Consider the following 17,208-nt stretch of genomic DNA (forward strand, 5'->3'; position numbering starts at 1 on the left):
CCGACCCGCTGATGGCATCCTCCCGTTCCAGATCAGCACTGGCGTCTCACTTCGCGGCGATGACCGCGATCTCGACCGTGAACTGCGGCGCGGCAAGCTTGGCTTCGACGGTGGCGCGACCGGGAGTCTGGCCGGCGACGACCCACTTGTCCCAGACGCCGTTCATCTCGGCGAAGGTCGACATGTCGGAGAGCCAGATATTGACCATCAGCAGCTTGGTCTTGTCGGTGCCGGCTTCGGCCAGGAGGCCGTCAATGATGCCGAGGATGTCGGCGGTCTGCTCGGCAACGCTCTTGCCGGCAGCCTTATCGGCGACCTGGCCGGCGAGGTAGACGGTGTTGCCATGCACGACGGCCTTGGACATGCGGGGGCCGATACCGATGCGCTGGATGCTCATGATCAGATCTCCTGAAGTAAGGGGCTTGCTGGTAGCCCGAGACATCCGCACACGCAAATCTCAAAATCCAAAAAGGTGAGGCAGCGCTCGCACATAAAACCGATACGCGTCTTGCTTGAGCCCAAGGCTATGACGCTGCGACCCAGCCGGCCCAGAGCGCAGCGTAGCGTGCAGCCTTGCCGATGAAGACGAGTAGCGTGAAGCGGCCGAGTGGGTAATTCAAAGTGCCGGCGACGACCGTCAGCGGGTCGCCGACAATCGGCAGCCAGGCAAGAAGCAAGGACGGCCAGCCAAAACGACCGAACCAGGCCTGGGCGCGGCCGAGTTTCGCAGGGTCCGGGCGCAGCCTGGCCGGCAATCTCTCCAGCCCGCCTTGCGTGATCAATCGACCGATCCACCAGTTGAGGACCGAACCCGCGGTGTTCGCGAGGCTCGCGACCAGGAACAGCGTCAGCGGTTCGGCACTCCCTGCCGCGAGCAGGCCGACAAAGACGGCTTCCGACTGCGCCGGAAGGATCGAGGCCGCAACGAAGGCGGCGCMCGCCATCACCGCGAGCGCGGACAAAGCCTCCATGCCGGTTTCTCAGAGGCGGCGCAGCGCGACCTGCTGGATGCGATGACTCGCGCCCTTGGTCAGGATCAGGCTGGCGCGCTGGCGCGTCGGCAGGATGTTCTCCTGCAGGTTCGGCATGTTGATCCCGGTCCATAGATTCTCGGCGATCGACAGGGCCTCCTCCTCACCGATCTCGGCATATTTGCGGAAGAAGGAGCGAGGATCGCGGAAGGCGGTCTGGCGCAACGTCATGAAGCGGTTGACGTACCAGCGGTGCAGATCGTCCTCATGCGCGTCGAGATAGACCGAGAAATCGAAATAGTCGGAGACGAAGGGGATGACCTTGCCGTCCTTCGGCATCCGGCTCGGCTGCAGAACGTTGAGGCCTTCGAGGATCAGAATATCCGGCCGCTCGACAGTGACCTGCTCACCAGGAACGACATCGTAGACAAGATGCGAATAGACCGGCGCCAAGACCGCAGGCCTGCCGGCTTTCACATCGGAGAGGAAACGCAGGATCGCGGAACTGTCATAGCTTTCCGGAAAGCCCTTGCGCTGCATCAACCCGCGCCGCTCGAGTTCGGCATTGGGCAGCAGGAAGCCGTCCGTGGTGACGAGTTCGACCTTGGGCGTATTCGGCCAGCGCGAGAGCAGCGCCTTCAATACGCGTGCCGTGGTCGACTTGCCGACTGCGACCGAGCCGGCGACGCCGATGATATAGGGAACCTTGACCTCGGCTTCTGCCAGCAGAAAACGCTGCGTCGCCTTGAACAGGCCTTGCGTGGCCGCAACGTAGAGCGACAGCAGCCGCGACAGCGGCAGGTAGATCGCGACGATCTCGTCCAGCGAGATCGGATCATTGATCGATTGCAGCTTGGTCAGGTCGTCGACCGAGAGCGTCAGCGGCGTATCGGCGCGCAGATGCGCCCACTCGTCCCGCGTGAAGGTCCGATAGGGTGAAACCAGATCGGGATCGGCCGCGGCCGGGATCAGACGTTGGTCCATGCTGCCGCGATCCGCATTCCAGACTTCGAGATTCAAGGCTCGGATATCCTCGACTGGACTCTGAGCACGCCGCCTTTTCGAAAGCCGGATCCGGCCTTCGGCAACATGGCTCAGGGTTTCCTCGCCGCCTTCTCAGCCAGACCGGACCGGGCGGTACGGGCCTCAAGCTGGCTCAACACATCTTGCAATGCAACATCGCGCGACGAAAGCACGACCAACAGATGATAGAGCAAATCGGCACTTTCGGCGATCAAAGCCTGCTTGTCGCCTTGCACAGCTGCAATCACGGTTTCGACAGCCTCTTCGCCGAGCTTCTTGGCGGCGCGCTCCGGCCCGCCAGCCAGGAGCTTGGCGGTCCAGGACTCTTCGGGGGAGGCCCTTCCCCGCTCGGCGACGATCTTTTCGAGATCGGACAGTGTAAAGCCGCTCATCGCTCAATCCAGCCGCATCGCCAGCCCTGCCGCCGCCATATGGGCTTTGGCCTGGGGGATGGTGAAAGTCCCGAAGTGGAAGATCGAGGCCGCCAGCACGGCACTGGCATGGCCCTCCCGCACGCCGTCGACGAGATGGTCGAGCGTGCCGACACCGCCGGACGCGATGACGGGCACGGAAACCGCATCGGCAATCCGGCTGGTCAGGTCAAGATCGAAGCCTGCCCCGGTGCCGTCGCGGTCCATCGAGGTCAGCAGCAGCTCGCCGGCGCCGAGCGAGACCACCTCGCGGGCATAGGCGACGGCATCGAGCCCGGTCGCATTGCGGCCGCCATGGGTGAAGATCTCCCAGCGCTCCGGCGCCACCTTCTTGGCGTCGATCGCGACGACGATGCACTGATCGCCGAACTTTTCCGCCGCTTCCTTGACGAAGGCACGCCGCTGCACGGCCGCCGTCATGATCGCGACCTTGTCGGCCCCGGCCAAGAGCAGCTTGCGGATATCGTCGACCGTGCGGACGCCGCCGCCCACGGTGAGCGGCATGAAGCAGGCCTCTGCGGTGCGCGTCACCACATCGAACAGGATGCCGCGATCCTCATGGCTCGCCGTGATGTCGAGGAAGCAGAGTTCGTCCGCGCCGGCTGCGTCATAGGCCTTGGCGGCCTCGACCGGATCACCGGCATCGACGAGATCGACGAATTTCACGCCCTTGACGACACGGCCGTCCTTGACGTCGAGGCAGGGAATGATGCGGGTCTTCAGGCTCATGCCGCCTTCCCCTTGTCCGCCTGAGCGATCCGCGCCAGCGCTGCGGCCGGATCGATGCGCCCATCATAGAGCGCGCGGCCCGTGATCGCGCCTTCCAGGATAGCGGCGTCGGGGGCACAGAGGCGCTCGATATCGGCCATCGAGGCGAGCCCGCCCGACGCGATCACCGGAATGCTCAGCGCCCCGGCGAGCGCGATCGTGCCGTCCCAGTTGATGCCCTGGAGCATGCCGTCGCGCGCGATGTCGGTGTAGATGATCGCCGCGACGCCCGCGTCCTCGAAGCGGCGGCCAAGATCAACCGCGGCAAGCGAAGAGGTTTCGGCCCAGCCTTCGACCGCGACGAAGCCGTCGCGCGCATCGATGCCGACGGCGACCTGGCCCGGAAAGGCCTTCGCCGCTTCGCGCACGAAAGCCGGATCCCGCACCGCGGCCGTGCCGATGATGACGCGGCGCACGCCCTTGGTGAGCCAGCCCTCGACGGTCGCGATGTCGCGAATGCCGCCGCCGAGCTGCACCGGAAACGCGACCCGGCCGAGGATGGCCTCGACAGCTGCAGCATTCATCGGCTTACCGGCAAAGGCGCCGTCGAGATCGACGACATGGAGCCATTCGAAACCCTGCGCCTCGAATTCCGCGGCTTGCGCAGCCGGATCATCATTGAAGACGGTCGCCTGGGCCATGTCGCCTTGCTTCAGGCGAACGCAGCGACCGTCCTTGAGATCGATGGCGGGGAACAGAATCACGGTGTCCATCCCAAGAAATTGGCAATCAGCTTCAGTCCGAGCTTCTGGCTYTTCTCGGGGTGGAACTGCGTGCCGGCGAYRTTGCCRYGCRCCACCATSGCRGTRACKGGCCCGCCATACTCGGTCAGCGCCAGCACATCCTCGGCCCGCTCCGGCGTCAGCGCGTAGGAATGCACGAAATAGGCATGCAGGCCGCCCGGACCGGTCTCGATGCCGGCGAGCAACGGATGCTCGTCCTGCGCATGCAGATTGTTCCAGCCCATATGCGGGATCTTGAGGCTCTCGTCGGTCGGCCTGATCAGGGCGACATCGCCCGGAATCCAGCCGAGGCCGTCCGTCACCGTGTATTCGAGCCCACGGCTTGCGAGGAGCTGCATACCGACGCAGATGCCKAGAAAGGGGCGCTGCTTGCCGCGGACGACGTCCTCCAGAACCTCGACCATGCCGGAGACAGCATCGAGCCCGCGGCGACAATCGGCGAAGGCGCCGACGCCCGGCAGGACGATGCGATCGGCCGCACGCACGACCGCCGGATCACTGGTGACGCGAATAGTGGAGGCAATGCCGGACTCGGCCGCCRCACGCTCAAAGGCCTTGGCGGCAGAGTGCAGATTGCCGGATCCGTAATCGATGATGGCGACGGACTGGGTCATCGGCCTTGCGCCTCAGGAAAGAGTCCGATCACCGGGACTGCGCTTGAAGACTGGAAACGCGCAGGAACCGGCGCGGCTTCGCGCGGAGCCGGCGCGGGCCGGCTTTCGAGAGCCCGCTCGAAATAGCGTCGTTCGGCGCTCGCGAGATCGGGAGCCTCGATCACATCGGCAAGCCGCCAGCCTTTCCGCAGCAGCTTGCGCGCGATCAGGTTCCGGCCTTCGAGCCCGAGGAAGAGCCCGATGACGAATTGCGCCAGCAGCGCCGCACCGCTCGCGAGCCCGAGATCGCTCTGCGCGTAATACACGGCAGCCCAGACCAGCGCGAAGACGAGCGTCGCCAGCCAGAGCCGCTTCGCCAGCAGCCAGAAGCCCGTGAAGAGGAAGGCTGCCCAGGAGAATGTCTCGGGCAGGAGCCGCGCCTGCTCGATATCGTCGCGCTCGCTGCCGGAACCGGGCGGCGGAATCAGGACCGTATAGAACGCCATGTCATGGCCCCTTATAGCGCGCCCTTGGTGGACGGCACGCGGCCGCCTTCGCGCGGATCGACCTCGAGCGCGTGACGCAACGCCCGCGCCAACCCCTTGAAGCAGCTCTCGGCGATATGATGGGCATTGTCGCCGTAGAGTGTCTCGACATGCAGGGTCAGGCCCGCATTGATCGCGAAGGCCTGGAAGAACTCGCGCACCAACTCGGTATCGAACGTGCCGATCTTCTCGGCCTTGAAGCTCGTGCGGAACACCAGAAAGGGCCGGCCGGAGACGTCGACGGCGACGCGGGTCAGCGTCTCGTCCATCGGCAGATGCACGTCGGCGTAGCGGCGGATGCCCTTCTTGTCGCCGAGCGCCTGCTTTACCGCCTCGCCGAGCGCGATGCCCGCATCCTCGACCGAGTGGTGATCATCGATATGGGTGTCGCCTTTCACCGTGACCGCAAGATCGATCAGCGAATGGCGGGCAAAGAGATCGAGCATATGGTCGAAGAAGCCGACGCCTGTCGCGATCTCGGCCTTGCCCGTGCCGTCGAGCGAGAGCTTGACCGAGATAYCGGTTTCATTGGTGCGGCGCTTCACTTCGCCCGAACGCATTTGAAAAGCCCTTGTGACCTTGCTGGCCGGTGCTTTAGCGCGCTTTCCGCTCGACTGAAATCAGCCGAGCGACAAGAATTCGCGCCAAAGTGGCTGCTGAAGCATGTTCTCGTCGCAAAAGTGCATCCCACTTTTGCGGGACATGCTCTAGCAGCGCGTTGACGCTCACGCCACCCGGCCGATTGTGCAGCGCCTGAAAAGCCCTACATCTGGCGAACGGCCGGAAACACTGGAAGACGCTCTGATGGATAACGACAACAAGGCCCCCGTGATGCACGCCACCACCATCCTGATGGTGCGCAAGGGCGGGCGCGTGGTGATCGGCGGCGACGGGCAGGTCTCGCTCGGCCCGACCATCATGAAGGGTAACGCCAAGAAGGTGCGCCGCCTCGCCAAGGGTGCGGTGATCGCCGGCTTCGCGGGCGCAACAGCCGATGCCTTCACCCTGTTCGAACGGCTGGAGACCAAGCTCGAGCAATACCCGACGCAATTGCTGCGCGCCTGCGTCGAGCTCGCCAAGGATTGGCGCACCGACCGCTATCTGCGCCGGCTGGAAGCAATGCTGCTGGTCGCCGACAGGGAGGTCAGCCTGCTGATCTCCGGCACGGGCGACGTGCTGGAGCCGGAAGCGGGCGAACATGGCTCGGTGATGGCCATCGGCTCCGGCGGCAACTTCGCCCTGGCAGCGGCGCGCGCGCTGGTCGATGTCGAGCCCGACGCCGAGACGATCGTGCGCAAGGCGATGAAGATCGCCGGCGACATCTGCGTCTACACCAACCACAGCCTCGTCATCGAGAGCCTCGACATCGCCTGATGTCCGCTGACGCCCAATCGGAAGTATCCATGACCTCTTTTTCCCCCCGTGAGATCGTCTCCGAGCTCGACCGCTTCATCGTCGGCCAGAAGGATGCCAAGCGTGCCGTCGCCATCGCGCTGCGCAACCGCTGGCGCCGTCAGCAGCTCGAAGGGCCGCTGCGCGAAGAGGTCGCTCCCAAGAACATCCTGATGATCGGGCCGACCGGCTGCGGCAAGACCGAGATCGCGCGCCGGCTGGCGCGCCTCGCCAATGCGCCCTTCCTCAAGGTCGAGGCGACCAAGTTCACCGAGGTCGGCTATGTCGGTCGCGACGTCGAATCGATCATTCGCGATCTCCTCGAGATCGGCATCAGCCTCGTCCGCGAGGCCCGGCGCAAGGATGTCCAGGCCAAGGCACATCTTGCAGCCGAGGAGCGCGTGCTCGACGCGCTGGTGGGGTCGACGGCCAGCCCGGCGACGCGCGATTCCTTCCGTCGCAAGCTGCGCGCAAACGAACTCGACGAAAAGGAGATCGAGGTCGAGATCGCCTCTGGCGCGAGCTCGACCCCGATGTTCGAATTGCCCGGCATGCCCGGTGCCTCGATCGGCGCGATCTCGCTCGGCGACATGTTCGGCAAGGCTTTCGGCCAGAAGGGCAAGCCGCGGCGCATCCTCGTCAAGGATGCCTATGGCCCGCTGATCGCCGAGGAGAGCGACAAGCTGATCGACCAGGACGCGATCGTCCAGGATGCCATCCGCGAGGTCGAGAATAACGGCATCGTCTTCCTCGACGAGATCGACAAGATCTGCGCGCGCGAGGGCCGAGGCGGCGCAGACGTCTCGCGTGAGGGCGTACAGCGTGACCTGCTGCCGCTGATCGAGGGCACCACGGTTGCCACCAAGCACGGGCCGGTGAAGAGCGACCACGTCCTGTTCATCGCGTCGGGGGCCTTCCATGTGTCGCGCCCGTCCGACCTGCTGCCCGAGTTGCAGGGACGCCTGCCGATCCGCGTCGAATTGCAGCCGCTCGATGTCGAGGATTTCAAGCGCATCCTGACCGAGACCGAGGCGAGCCTGATCAAGCAGACGGTCGCACTGATGGCGACCGAGGAGGTCACGGTCGACTTCACCCCGGACGCGATCGACGCCATTGCCCGCATCGCCGTCGCGGTAAACTCCACCGTCGAGAATATTGGCGCGCGGCGGCTCCAGACCGTGATCGAACGGATTCTCGACGAGATTTCATTCACGGCCACAGACCGCTCGGGCGAGACCGTCACGATCGACGCGCCCTATGTCGAAGTGCGGATCGGCGACCTCGCCAAAAATGCGGATCTGAGCCGGTTCATCCTGTGATGCAGCCACCGGCGGAGCCGAGTCCTACCGGGTCGCGCCTTGCGCGCGATTCGGCGGTGGTCGGCGCTGCCACGGTGCTGTCGCGCCTGCTCGGCTTCGCCAGAGATGTGCTGATCGCGCGCCTGCTCGGTGCCGGCCCGGTCGCGGATGCCTTCCTGGCAGCCCTGCGCCTGCCCAATCTGGTCCGGCGCGTGCTCGGCGAAGGCGGACTGAATGCGCCCTTCGTACCGCTCTATCTCGACATCAAGGCTTCGCGCGGCGAAGCGGCGGCTCGTGGCTTCGCCGGAGAAGCCACGGCGCATCTCGGTCTGCTGCTGCTGGTGCTGATCGCATTCGGCGAAATGTTCACGCCCTGGCTGGTGCTGGGGCTGGCCGGCGGCTTTGCGAACGAGCCCGAAACGCTTGCGCTGGCCAGCCATTTTACCCGGTTGATGCTGCCTTTCCTGCTGCTGACGACGCTCGCCGCGTTGCTGGCTGCGCTGCTCAACGCCGAGCGCCGGTTCACGACGGCGGCTCTCGCGCCGGCATTGATGAACGCCATCCTGCTCGGCGTGCTGCTGGTCCAGCTCTCGCGGGGCGCAGAGGCCATGGTGAGCGCCAGTCTGCTCGCCATCTTCGTCAGCCTGACCGGGTTCGCCCATCTCGGCCTGATCCTGCTTCGATTGCACAGGATCGGGCTGCCGCGCCTCAGTCTGCGCTGGTCGCCTGACATGAGCCGCCTCATGCGCACCGGCGGCGCGACCCTGCTCGCGGCATCGAGCGCACAACTCGTCCTGCTGGTTGCGATGCAGATCGCCTCGACAGAAGGCGGAGCGGTCGCGGCGCTCTATTACGCCGACCGCATCTTCCAGCTGCCGCTCGGCTTCGTCGGCGTCGCGATGGGCACCGTCGTGCTTTCCGAAATGGCGAGCCATGAGAGTGCGCGGGACGATGCCATGCTCGGTCGTGCGCTGGCGCTCGGATTGGCGCTTGCCGTGCCGGCGGCCGTCGCGTTGGCCGCGCTGGCCGAGCCGATCGTATCGGTGCTGTTCGAGCATGGCCGTTTCGGCCCTGAAGATCGGGTGCGCACAGCAGGAGCCCTGGCAGCTTTCGCGCTCGGTCTTCCCTTCGCGGTGATGGCAAAGGTCTTCGGTCAGGTCTATTTCGTCCGGCGCATGCCACGTATCCCGCTGCTTGCTGGACTAGCCGCCGTCCTGGTGGCCGTTTTCTCCGGCTATGGCGCTGCGCCCGGCAAGGATGCCGCGACCGTCGCCGCCCTCGCAGCAAGCCTCGCCTTTGTTGCCCAGGCCGTTCTGCTGTCGCTCCATCTGCGGCGCCAGGGCCTGTGGCGGCCGAGCCTTGCAAGCCTGCGGCCGATCATCGCCATACTGGGCGCCAGCGCCATCATGCTGGGCGCGCTCCTCCTGCTTCTGCCGGCGCTGACGACCTCGCTCGCCCCGGGCGAGCCCCTGCTGTTGCGGATTGCGTCCCTGGCCGCGCTCTGTCTCGGCGGCCTCGCGGCCTATGGCCTTGCTGGCGCCCTCTTCGGCGCTTTCGGCCTCCCGCACTTGCGCCTTGCCCGCGCTTCCGCCAGAACGCCGCGTTCCTGATACCCGCTCGCGACAATGGAGCGCCTGATGGCCGAATTTCCCCAACGCGTCTTTTCCGGCATGCAGCCGACCTCGACGCTTCACCTCGGCAATTATCTCGGCGCGCTCACGAACTGGGTCGCGATGCAGGAGAGCTATGACTGCGTGTATTGCGTGGTCGACATGCACGCTATCACCGTCTGGCAGGACCCTGCCGAGCTGACGCGTGCCATCCGCGAGGTCACAGCGGCCTATCTCGCCGCCGGCGTCGACCCGAAGAAGAGCATCATCTTCAACCAGAGCCAGGTCGCGCAGCACGCCGAACTTGCCTGGGTGTTCAACTGCGTTGCCCGCCTCGGCTGGCTCAATCGCATGACCCAGTTCAAGGAAAAGGCCGGCAAGGACCGCGAGAACGCCTCGGTCGGACTCTACGCCTATCCGAATCTGATGGCGGCCGACATCCTGCTCTACAAGGCGACGCATGTGCCGGTCGGCGAGGACCAGAAGCAGCATCTCGAACTGGCGCGCGATATCGCGCAGAAGTTCAACAATGACTTCGCCGAGCAGATCGCCGCTCGCGGCCTCGGCACCGGCGAGCTCGGCTTCTTCCCGCTGCCCGAGCCGATGATCCAGGGCCCGGCGCCGCGTGTGATGAGCCTGCGCGACGGCACCAAGAAGATGTCCAAGTCGGACGCATCCGACTATTCCCGAATCAATCTGACCGATGACGCCGAAACCATCGCGCAGAAGGTGCGTAAGGCGAAGACCGATCCCGAGGCCTTGCCATCCGAGGAGAAGGGCCTTGAAGGCCGGCCCGAGGCCGAAAATCTCGTCGGCATCTATGCCGGCCTGAGCGGCGAAAGCAGGGCAAAGGTGCTCGGACAGTTTGGCGGCGGACAGTTCTCGGCCTTCAAGGCGGCGCTTGTCGATCTCGCCGTGACGAAGCTGGCGCCGATCGCCGGCGAGATGCGCCACCTGCTCGCTGACCCCTCCCATATCGATGGTATTCTCGGGCAAGGCGCCGCGCGCGCAGCAGAGATTGCCGCTCCGATCATGCGCGACGTCAAGGACGTGGTCGGCTTCGTCCGCGGCCGGTGACGCAGGTGGGCTTGCGCTGACGTTGCGGCGCAGGCCACCATGGGCTCTCCCGAAGCGGCGGCAGGTTTGAATCGATGGTGACGCGACGGCGGTCCTATGAAACGGGCCATCGCCCGAAATTCCTCGCGGTGGTCGACGATAGCGAAGAATGCGCCAAGGCCGTGCGCTTCGCCGCGCGGCGGTGCGCGCGTATCGGCGCCTCGATCGTGCTGCTCGGCGTCATCACTCCGCCCGAGCACGAGACCTGGCTGGGTGTCGGTGAGGTGATGCAGGCCGAGGCGGAAGCGGAAGCCGAACGGCTGCTGGACGATGCGGCGGCAACCGTGCGCGCGCTCGCCGGGCTCGAGCCCGAGAAGGTTGTCCGCACCGGCGTGAAGTCGGACGAACTCGTCAAACTGATCGAGGCCGACGAGGACATCTCGCTGCTGGTGCTCGCCGCCGGCACCGGGCGCGACGGTCCAGGCCCGCTGGTCAGCGCACTCGCCGGCAAATCGGCCGGCACCTTCCCGATCCCGGTCGCAATCGTGCCCGGCCATCTCGAGGACGAGGAGATCGACGCGCTGGCCTGATCCGCAAGGCCGGGTTGGCGCTGGAATGATTCCAGCAACGCGCCTATATCGGGCTCAGGAACGGCGGCCTTGACCCGCCGGCACCGGAGGCCACCATGTTCATCCAGACTGAAGCCACGCCGAACCCGGCGACATTGAAATTCCTGCCCGGACGCACCGTCATGCCGGACGGCACCCTGGAGCTGCGCGACGCCGAGCAGGCCGACCGTTCGCCGCTGGCCTTGCGTCTCTTCGCCGTCACCGGCGTCTCCGGCGTCTTCCTCGGTTCCGACTTCATCACGGTCACCAAGTCGGGCGGCGAATGGCCGCATCTCAAGCCCGCGATCCTCGGCGCCATCATGGAGCACTTCATGTCGGGTGCGCCGGTCCTCTCGGACGGCTCGAAGGCCGATGTCAYGGACGAAGGCGAATTCTTCGCGCCGGAGGACGCCGCCACCGTCGAGACGATCAAGGATCTGCTGGAGACACGCATCCGCCCTGCGGTCGCCGGCGATGGCGGAGACATCACCTTCCGCGGGTTCAAGGACGGCGTCGTCTATCTCGCGATGAAGGGATCCTGCTCGGGCTGCCCGTCCTCGACTGCGACGCTGAAGCACGGCATCCAGAATCTGCTGCGCCACTTCCTTCCGGATGTGCGCGAAGTCGAGGCCGTCTGATATTATTCGCCTGGGCATGATCTTGTCCGAACGCCGTTCTGCATTCCTCAGGATCGTGACCTGATGCGCATTCTCGCCATCGACACCGCGCTTGGCGCCTGTTCCGCCTGTGTCCTCGACATGGGCGAAACCACGCCCCTAGCACGCGAACAGGTTGCGATGGATCGCGGACATGCCGAGGCGTTGATGCCGCTGATCGAGCGGGTGATGAACACCGTCGACGGCGGGTTCGCCTCGCTAGACCGCGTCGCCGTGACCATCGGGCCGGGCAGTTACACCGGCCTGCGCGTCGGAATCAGCGCCGCACGCGCCATCGCGCTGGCTGCGGGAATCCCCGCCGTCGGCGTGACCACGCTGGCGGCAACCGCCGCGCCCCTCATTGGCAGGGAGTCGGGCCGCGTCGTCGCCGCCGCGCTGGACGCCAAGCATGGCCAGGTCTGGTTCCAGGCGCTGAGCTCGCAGGGCAAGCAACTCGTTTCGATTCGGCAGGTCAATTATCGGGATGCTGCGCGCGCGATCGGTGCCGGTCCGGTCAGCCTCGTCGGCTCCTCGGCGCTCGCCGTTGCGAATGAGGCCTGGGCGATCGGGCTCGATGCACTGGTCATCGACGATGCCAAGGCTCCGGATGTGACCTGGGTCGCACGACTGGGCCTTCTCGCCGATCCTGCCGCCGCGCCGCCGCGCCCGCTCTACCTCAAGGAGCCGGAGACGACACCGCAGGATCGCGCCCGCTTGCCGCGGCGCTGACGGCGTCCATTTCGACGTTTTGCCGGCTCCCGGGAACATGCGATCAAGCGGCATGGATTGGCTGCGTAAACTTCTGCACCCTCACGCTGCGCCGGCGCGGACAGCGCGCCTCGACGTGCGGCATGCACGCCATGTTGCGGCACTTCATCATCTCGGCGGCTTCGCCCGCGGCTGGGAGCCCGGAGAATGCGCGGGGCTTCTGGTGGACAGCGCCGTCGTCGCCGACGGCGTGTTCGCCGGCAACGAGCCTAACCCCGCCGGCTTCGTGATGTCTCGACGGGCCGTGGACGAGGCCGAGATCCTGAGCATCGTCGTCTCGCCCCGCCAGCGCGGCAGCGGACTTGGTCGCGCATTGCTCTCGGCCCATCTCAGCCAACTCGCTGGCCTGGGCGTCGCCCATGTCTATCTCGAGGTGGAAGACGGCAACGCCGCTGCCGACCGGCTCTACCGGCATTTCGGCTTTCGCGAGGTCGGGCGGCGCAAGGGCTACTATCCCAAGGCCGACGGCACGCGCGCCACCGCCGTCACCATGCGGCTCGATCTCGCGTGACAGCGGCAGCCACGTCGTCCATGAAGCGCACCGGATTTCTGTCCTTCACACTTTCGCGATCCGCGCGACGGGAGCCACGCCCCGCATGAATGGTTTACGCCCCGGCGCGATCCTGCGGCTCGTCCTGCTCGGTCTCGGCACTGTCGCGCTTGTCCCGGTGCAGCTCGTCGCATTGCGCCTTGGGCCACGCCATGGCTGGACCGTGCCGCTGTGGTTTCATCGGCTGGCCTGCACCTGCCTCGGTGTCCGGCGTCATGTCCGCGGCACCCCGCCGCCGAAGGGCGCAGGCGGACTGATCGTCGCGAACCATGTCTCCTGGCTCGACATTCCAGTGATCGGCGCCGCGCAGCCGCTTTCCTTTGTTGCCAAGGCCGAGGTTGCGACCTGGCCGTTGATCGGCTTCCTGGCCGCAGTGCAGCGCACGCTGTTCATCGACCGAACGCGCAAGACCGCAACCGCCGGCATCACCGCCGAGATGGGCAAGCGAATTTCCGACGGGCAGGCCGTGGTGCTCTTTGCCGAAGGCACCACGGGCGACGGCACGAGAACATTGCCGCTGCGGTCTTCCCTGCTCGGCGCCGTTCACGAAGCGCTCGGCCGCAATGACAATAACGGCGACATCACGGTCTATCCGCTCTCGATCACCTATACCGGCTTTCACGGGATGGCGGGCGGACGCGTCGAGCGTTCGTCGCTGGCGTGGTATGGCGATACGGAGCTCGCACCCCATCTTAAAGCCATGCTCAATTCCGGTGCGATCGACGTTGAGCTCGCATGGGGCGAGCCGATCCGCATGGGCCACGAGACCTCGCGGAAGGTCGCGACCCGGCGGGCGGAGCAGGCGATCCGCCGCGCTCGTCGCGAGGCGGTGACCGGACGGCCGGTCTCGTGAAGGTCATTGCGCGTATTGGCGCGGATGTTGCTTTGTGAAGGGCGCATAGCGCGAGGTCATTTTCACGGCGCGCGATCCAGAGTAAGGAGACGGTTTGGAGACCCGATCCGAAACGATGAAGAAAGTCCACATCAAGTCCTTCGGCTGCCAGATGAACGTCTATGACGGGCAGCGCATGGCCGACATCCTTGCCGCGCAAGGCTACGAGGAGACGGCGGCGCCGGAAGGCGCGGACCTCATCCTGCTCAACACCTGTCATATCCGCGACCGCGCGGTGCAGAAGGTCTATACCGAGCTCGGCAAGCTGCGCGACCTGAAGAACGGCCAGAACGCGGCCGGCCAGGAGACGAGAATCGTCGTCGCCGGCTGCGTTGCCCAGGCTGAAGGCGCGGAAATCCAGCGCCGGCAGCCTGCCGTGGACCTCGTCGTCGGCCCGCAAGCCTATCACCGGCTGCCGGAGCTGCTGGCGGAGGCGAAGCGCAAGCGCGTCGTCGACACGGACCTGCCGATCGACGACAAGTTTGGCTTTCTGCCAGCGCCGAAACCTGCGGCCATCCGGGGCCGCGGCATCTCGGCTTTCGTCACCATCCAGGAAGGCTGCGACAAGTTCTGCGCCTTCTGCGTCGTCCCCTATACGCGGGGCGCCGAATTCTCGCGGCCGGTCACGGCACTCGTCAGTGAGATCGAGCGGCTGGCCGATGCCGGCGTGCGCGACGTCACGCTGATCGGCCAGAACGTCAATGCCTATCATGGCGAAGGCCCCGACGGGCAGATCTGGGGCCTGGCGCGGCTGATGCACCGCGTCGCCGAGATCGCAGGCATTGCCCGCATTCGCTATACGACGAGCCACCCGCGCGACATGGACGACGATTTGATCGCCGCCCATCGCGACCTGCCGCAGGTCATGCCGTTCCTGCACCTGCCGGTGCAGGCGGGCTCGGACCGCATCCTGGCAGCCATGAATCGCAAGCACACGGCGGACGAGTATCGCCTGTTGATCGAGCGCGTGCGCAAGGCGCGGCCCGACATCGCGTTGTCCTCCGACTTCATCGTCGGCTTCCCCGGCGAGACCGAGGCGGATTTCGCCGAGACGCTGCGGCTGGTCGAGGATATCGGCTTCGCTTCGAGCTACACCTTCAAATACTCGCCCCGTCCGGGCACGCCCGCGGCCGAGCTGGAGCACCAAATCGCCCCGGAAGAGATGAGCGAACGGCTGCAGCGCCTGCAGGAGCGCGTCGAGCATCACCGGCAGGCCTTCAACCACGCCATGGTCGGCCGCACCGTCGATGTCCTGTTGGAACGTGCCGGACGTCACCCGGGACAGCTTGCAGGGAAATCGCCATACCTTCAGGCTGTGCAGATCGACACCAAGGCGAATCAGATCGGCGACATGGTGAAGGTGCTGATCGAACGGGCTGGCTCCAATTCGCTGTTCGGCCGTGAGGCCGGGCCAGAGGAGCTCGCCGCGTGACCGCCAGATCACCAGGCCCAGCTTTCGAGCCAGCTCTCAATRCCTGTCATCAGGATGAGATCGACGCGTCCGGATATGCCGAAGGACTACCCGGCCTCACGCCCCTGTTCGGCCGGGCACGCGCGCCAGGGAGACGACTCTATTGGCACAGACTGACCAGGTGACCCCGAGATCCGATCGAGAGCCGCGCCGCGAGGGCGCATCGCCACGTGTCGAGAGCCTGACACGCGACGGGGTCCCCGCCACGGAAGTCGTGTTGTCCTTCGAGGATAACCGGCTGGCGAGTCTGGTCTTCGGTCAATACGACCAGAATCTGGCTCATCTTGAGCGCCGGCTCGGTGTCGTGATCAGCCCGAACGGCAACCATGTCACCGTCAAGGGCCCGCGCGAGACGGCCGAGCAGGCCGGGCGCGTGCTGAAGACGCTCTATACCCGCGCCAAGGCGGGCGCTCCGCTCAATCTCGGCGAGGTCGACGGAGCCATCGAGGAAAGCAACGTCCAGCGTTCGCTGTTCCCGGCGGAAAATACCGGCAAGGCCTCGTTCGAGGCGATCGTCACCCGCAAGCGCGGGCCGGTGCGGGCCCGGAATGCGGCGCAGGATGCATATCTGCGCCAGCTCAAGCGCCACGAGCTCGTCCTCGCGGAGGGGCCGGCCGGCACCGGCAAGACCTGGCTCGCGGTCGGGCATGCCGTCTCGCTGATCGAGCAGGGCGTGGTCGAGCGCATGGTGCTGTCACGTCCGGCCGTCGAGGCCGGCGAACGCCTCGGCTTCCTGCCCGGCGACATGCGCGAGAAGGTCGATCCCTATCTGCGCCCGATCTATGACGCGCTGAACGACTTCATGGAGGCGCGGCATGTCGAGCGCGCCCTGCAGACCGGCATGATCGAGATCGCTCCGCTCGCTTTCATGCGCGGACGGACCCTGACCAATGCGGTCGTGCTGCTCGACGAGGCTCAGAATGCGACCTCCGTGCAGATGAAGATGTTCCTCACCCGGCTCGGCGAGGGCTCGCGTATGATCATCACGGGCGATCCGAGCCAGATCGATCTGCCGTCGGGACAGCGCTCGGGATTGGTCGAGGCCGTGAGGCTCTTGGCCGGTGTGGAGGGCGTCGGCCATGCCCGCTTCGAGGAAGGCGACGTGGTCCGGCACGATCTCGTGCGCCGCATCGTGATGGCTTACGAGGATGCTTCCCGCCGAGAGCGGGATGAGCGCGAGGAGCGTGCCCGGTCCGTCGTCGCCGAGGCGGCGCCTGAAGACCACAGCGAGGGTCTGCGGCGCACATTGTCGCGGGAGAGGCCGCGATGAACGATCGACCTCGTTCGCGGCGCTGCGCGCCGCGAACGCAAAGCCTCGCGATCGACATCCGCCTGCAGTCGCGCCGCTGGCGCGAGCTCGCGGACCTGCGCGAGCGCGTCGCCCGGGCAACGGAGGCTGCGCTCACCGTCGCCGCCATCAAGCCGCTGGCCGAAGCAGAGCTCAGCCTTCTCTTCACCGACGACAAGCGCATCCGCATCGTCAATCGCGACTGGCGTGGCTTCGACAAGGCGACGAATGTGCTCTCCTTTCCAGCCGCCACGCCGGAGCGCATAGGCTCGAGCCCCGTCCTCGGCGATATCGTGCTGGCCTATGAAACCGTTGCGCGCGAAGCCGAGAGCGAAGGCAAGAGCATGGGCGACCATCTCAGCCATCTCGTCATCCACGGCCTCCTGCACGTGCTGGGCGAGGATCACGAGACCGAAGCCGAAGCGACGCGGATGGAAGGGCTCGAGATCGCCGCGCTCGCGAGCCTCGGCATCGCCAATCCCTATGCCGGCACCGAACCAGAAGCCGCTCMAGCGGCACAGACCAAGGCAGATCACCCCGTACCA

Annotated in this window: 21 protein-coding genes; 12 read left to right on the forward strand and 9 right to left on the reverse strand. The window is 66.0% G+C overall.

The features are described 5' to 3' along the window. Positions 1-46 precede the first annotated feature (46 nt). The 9 genes from AC1DJT_RS10750 to hisB all read right to left on the reverse strand — a co-directional run bounded on the left by AC1DJT_RS10750 (position 47) and on the right by hisB (position 5,634). Positions 47-397, reverse strand: coding sequence for a RidA family protein (locus AC1DJT_RS10750; RefSeq protein WP_069878549.1), 351 nt, complete (start codon positions 395-397; stop codon positions 47-49). Positions 398-524: 127 nt separating this feature from the next. Continuing rightward, entirely contained in the window at positions 525-971 is a 447-nt protein-coding gene (locus AC1DJT_RS10755; protein ID WP_476834044.1) for a YqaA family protein, read from the reverse strand. Positions 972-980: 9 nt separating this feature from the next. After that, positions 981-1,955: a type I pantothenate kinase gene (coaA, locus tag AC1DJT_RS10760; protein WP_441492004.1), complete on the reverse strand. Its 975-nt coding sequence runs from the start codon at positions 1,953-1,955 to the stop codon at positions 981-983. 110 nt (positions 1,956-2,065) lie between these two features. Further along, positions 2,066-2,386, reverse strand: coding sequence for a phosphoribosyl-ATP diphosphatase (locus AC1DJT_RS10765; RefSeq protein ID WP_441492005.1), 321 nt, complete (start codon positions 2,384-2,386; stop codon positions 2,066-2,068). Between the two features lie 3 nt (positions 2,387-2,389). Continuing rightward, complete coding sequence (gene hisF, locus AC1DJT_RS10770) at positions 2,390-3,154, reverse strand: imidazole glycerol phosphate synthase subunit HisF (protein WP_113515679.1); 765 nt, start codon at positions 3,152-3,154, stop codon at positions 2,390-2,392. After that, complete coding sequence (hisA, locus tag AC1DJT_RS10775) at positions 3,151-3,906, reverse strand: 1-(5-phosphoribosyl)-5-[(5-phosphoribosylamino)methylideneamino]imidazole-4-carboxamide isomerase (protein ID WP_441505082.1); 756 nt, start codon at positions 3,904-3,906, stop codon at positions 3,151-3,153. Before hisA ends, hisF begins: the two co-directional genes overlap by 4 nt. Beyond that, positions 3,894-4,550, reverse strand: a complete 657-nt coding sequence (gene hisH, locus AC1DJT_RS10780) for an imidazole glycerol phosphate synthase subunit HisH (protein WP_476834045.1) — start codon at positions 4,548-4,550, stop codon at positions 3,894-3,896. The genes hisA and hisH overlap by 13 nt, the downstream gene beginning before the upstream one ends. Beyond that, the gene (locus tag AC1DJT_RS10785) at positions 4,547-5,035 is read right to left on the reverse strand and encodes a DUF2628 domain-containing protein (RefSeq protein ID WP_441492008.1); all 489 of its coding nucleotides are present in this window, start codon (positions 5,033-5,035) and stop codon (positions 4,547-4,549) included. Before AC1DJT_RS10785 ends, hisH begins: the two co-directional genes overlap by 4 nt. A gap of 11 nt (positions 5,036-5,046) precedes the next feature. After that, positions 5,047-5,634: an imidazoleglycerol-phosphate dehydratase HisB gene (gene hisB / locus AC1DJT_RS10790; protein WP_476834046.1), complete on the reverse strand. Its 588-nt coding sequence runs from the start codon at positions 5,632-5,634 to the stop codon at positions 5,047-5,049. A 244-nt stretch (positions 5,635-5,878) separates the two neighbouring features. On the opposite strand from hisB, the gene hslV reads away from it, so the two are divergent. The 12 genes from hslV to ybeY form a co-directional block, all read left to right on the forward strand. Further along, positions 5,879-6,448, forward strand: coding sequence for an ATP-dependent protease subunit HslV (gene hslV, locus AC1DJT_RS10795; protein ID WP_441505083.1), 570 nt, complete (start codon positions 5,879-5,881; stop codon positions 6,446-6,448). Positions 6,449-6,477: 29 nt separating this feature from the next. Next, positions 6,478-7,785 carry an ATP-dependent protease ATPase subunit HslU gene (hslU, locus tag AC1DJT_RS10800; RefSeq protein WP_441505084.1) on the forward strand — a complete coding sequence of 436 codons (1,308 nt, stop codon included), beginning with the start codon at positions 6,478-6,480 and terminating at the stop codon, positions 7,783-7,785. Then, the gene (gene murJ / locus AC1DJT_RS10805) at positions 7,785-9,374 is read left to right on the forward strand and encodes a murein biosynthesis integral membrane protein MurJ (RefSeq protein WP_441505122.1); all 1,590 of its coding nucleotides are present in this window, start codon (positions 7,785-7,787) and stop codon (positions 9,372-9,374) included. Before hslU ends, murJ begins: the two co-directional genes overlap by 1 nt. Positions 9,375-9,401: 27 nt before the next feature. Next, the gene (gene trpS, locus AC1DJT_RS10810; protein ID WP_441505085.1) at positions 9,402-10,451 is read left to right on the forward strand and encodes a tryptophan--tRNA ligase; all 1,050 of its coding nucleotides are present in this window, start codon (positions 9,402-9,404) and stop codon (positions 10,449-10,451) included. Between the two features lie 74 nt (positions 10,452-10,525). After that, entirely contained in the window at positions 10,526-11,020 is a 495-nt protein-coding gene (locus AC1DJT_RS10815; protein WP_069878559.1) for a universal stress protein, read from the forward strand. Positions 11,021-11,115: 95 nt separating this feature from the next. Beyond that, positions 11,116-11,676, forward strand: coding sequence for a NifU family protein (locus AC1DJT_RS10820; RefSeq protein WP_476834047.1), 561 nt, complete (start codon positions 11,116-11,118; stop codon positions 11,674-11,676). A 63-nt stretch (positions 11,677-11,739) separates the two neighbouring features. Continuing rightward, positions 11,740-12,423 carry a tRNA (adenosine(37)-N6)-threonylcarbamoyltransferase complex dimerization subunit type 1 TsaB gene (tsaB, locus tag AC1DJT_RS10825; protein WP_441505086.1) on the forward strand — a complete coding sequence of 228 codons (684 nt, stop codon included), beginning with the start codon at positions 11,740-11,742 and terminating at the stop codon, positions 12,421-12,423. A gap of 52 nt (positions 12,424-12,475) precedes the next feature. Then, a complete protein-coding gene (locus tag AC1DJT_RS10830; protein WP_441505087.1) occupies positions 12,476-12,973 on the forward strand; it encodes a GNAT family N-acetyltransferase in 498 nt (165 codons plus the stop codon). Between the two features lie 85 nt (positions 12,974-13,058). Beyond that, complete coding sequence (locus tag AC1DJT_RS10835) at positions 13,059-13,865, forward strand: lysophospholipid acyltransferase family protein (protein WP_441505088.1); 807 nt, start codon at positions 13,059-13,061, stop codon at positions 13,863-13,865. 115 nt (positions 13,866-13,980) lie between these two features. Next, positions 13,981-15,336 (forward strand): tRNA (N6-isopentenyl adenosine(37)-C2)-methylthiotransferase MiaB, encoded by a 1,356-nt coding sequence (miaB, locus tag AC1DJT_RS10840; RefSeq protein WP_441492015.1) that lies wholly within the window; start codon positions 13,981-13,983, stop codon positions 15,334-15,336. Between the two features lie 220 nt (positions 15,337-15,556). Continuing rightward, on the forward strand, positions 15,557-16,645 hold the full coding sequence (locus tag AC1DJT_RS10845; protein WP_084652191.1) for a PhoH family protein: 1,089 nt from the start codon (positions 15,557-15,559) through the stop codon (positions 16,643-16,645). Continuing rightward, positions 16,642-17,208 (forward strand): rRNA maturation RNase YbeY (gene ybeY, locus AC1DJT_RS10850; protein WP_476834048.1); only part of this gene is annotated, 567 nt, incomplete at its 3' end. The genes AC1DJT_RS10845 and ybeY, both read left to right, overlap by 4 nt.

The organism is Allobosea sp. 05T422_2, assembly GCF_056396265.1.

What these genes read in the sequence shown, in the direction of transcription:
- AC1DJT_RS10750 (WP_069878549.1), bottom strand. Translation starts at nt 397, where the DNA reads ATGAGCATCCAGCGCATCGGTATCGGCCCCCGCATGTCCAAGGCCGTC.
- coaA (WP_441492004.1), bottom strand. Translation starts at nt 1,955, where the DNA reads ATGGACCAACGTCTGATCCCGGCCGCGGCCGATCCCGATCTGGTTTCA.
- AC1DJT_RS10765 (WP_441492005.1), bottom strand. Translation starts at nt 2,386, where the DNA reads ATGAGCGGCTTTACACTGTCCGATCTCGAAAAGATCGTCGCCGAGCGG.
- hisF (WP_113515679.1), bottom strand. Translation starts at nt 3,154, where the DNA reads ATGAGCCTGAAGACCCGCATCATTCCCTGCCTCGACGTCAAGGACGGC.
- hisA (WP_441505082.1), bottom strand. Translation starts at nt 3,906, where the DNA reads ATGGACACCGTGATTCTGTTCCCCGCCATCGATCTCAAGGACGGTCGC.
- AC1DJT_RS10785 (WP_441492008.1), bottom strand. Translation starts at nt 5,035, where the DNA reads ATGGCGTTCTATACGGTCCTGATTCCGCCGCCCGGTTCCGGCAGCGAG.
- hslV (WP_441505083.1), top strand. Translation starts at nt 5,879, where the DNA reads ATGGATAACGACAACAAGGCCCCCGTGATGCACGCCACCACCATCCTG.
- hslU (WP_441505084.1), top strand. Translation starts at nt 6,478, where the DNA reads ATGACCTCTTTTTCCCCCCGTGAGATCGTCTCCGAGCTCGACCGCTTC.
- murJ (WP_441505122.1), top strand. Translation starts at nt 7,785, where the DNA reads ATGCAGCCACCGGCGGAGCCGAGTCCTACCGGGTCGCGCCTTGCGCGC.
- trpS (WP_441505085.1), top strand. Translation starts at nt 9,402, where the DNA reads ATGGCCGAATTTCCCCAACGCGTCTTTTCCGGCATGCAGCCGACCTCG.
- AC1DJT_RS10815 (WP_069878559.1), top strand. Translation starts at nt 10,526, where the DNA reads ATGGTGACGCGACGGCGGTCCTATGAAACGGGCCATCGCCCGAAATTC.
- tsaB (WP_441505086.1), top strand. Translation starts at nt 11,740, where the DNA reads ATGCGCATTCTCGCCATCGACACCGCGCTTGGCGCCTGTTCCGCCTGT.
- AC1DJT_RS10830 (WP_441505087.1), top strand. Translation starts at nt 12,476, where the DNA reads ATGGATTGGCTGCGTAAACTTCTGCACCCTCACGCTGCGCCGGCGCGG.
- AC1DJT_RS10835 (WP_441505088.1), top strand. Translation starts at nt 13,059, where the DNA reads ATGAATGGTTTACGCCCCGGCGCGATCCTGCGGCTCGTCCTGCTCGGT.
- miaB (WP_441492015.1), top strand. Translation starts at nt 13,981, where the DNA reads ATGAAGAAAGTCCACATCAAGTCCTTCGGCTGCCAGATGAACGTCTAT.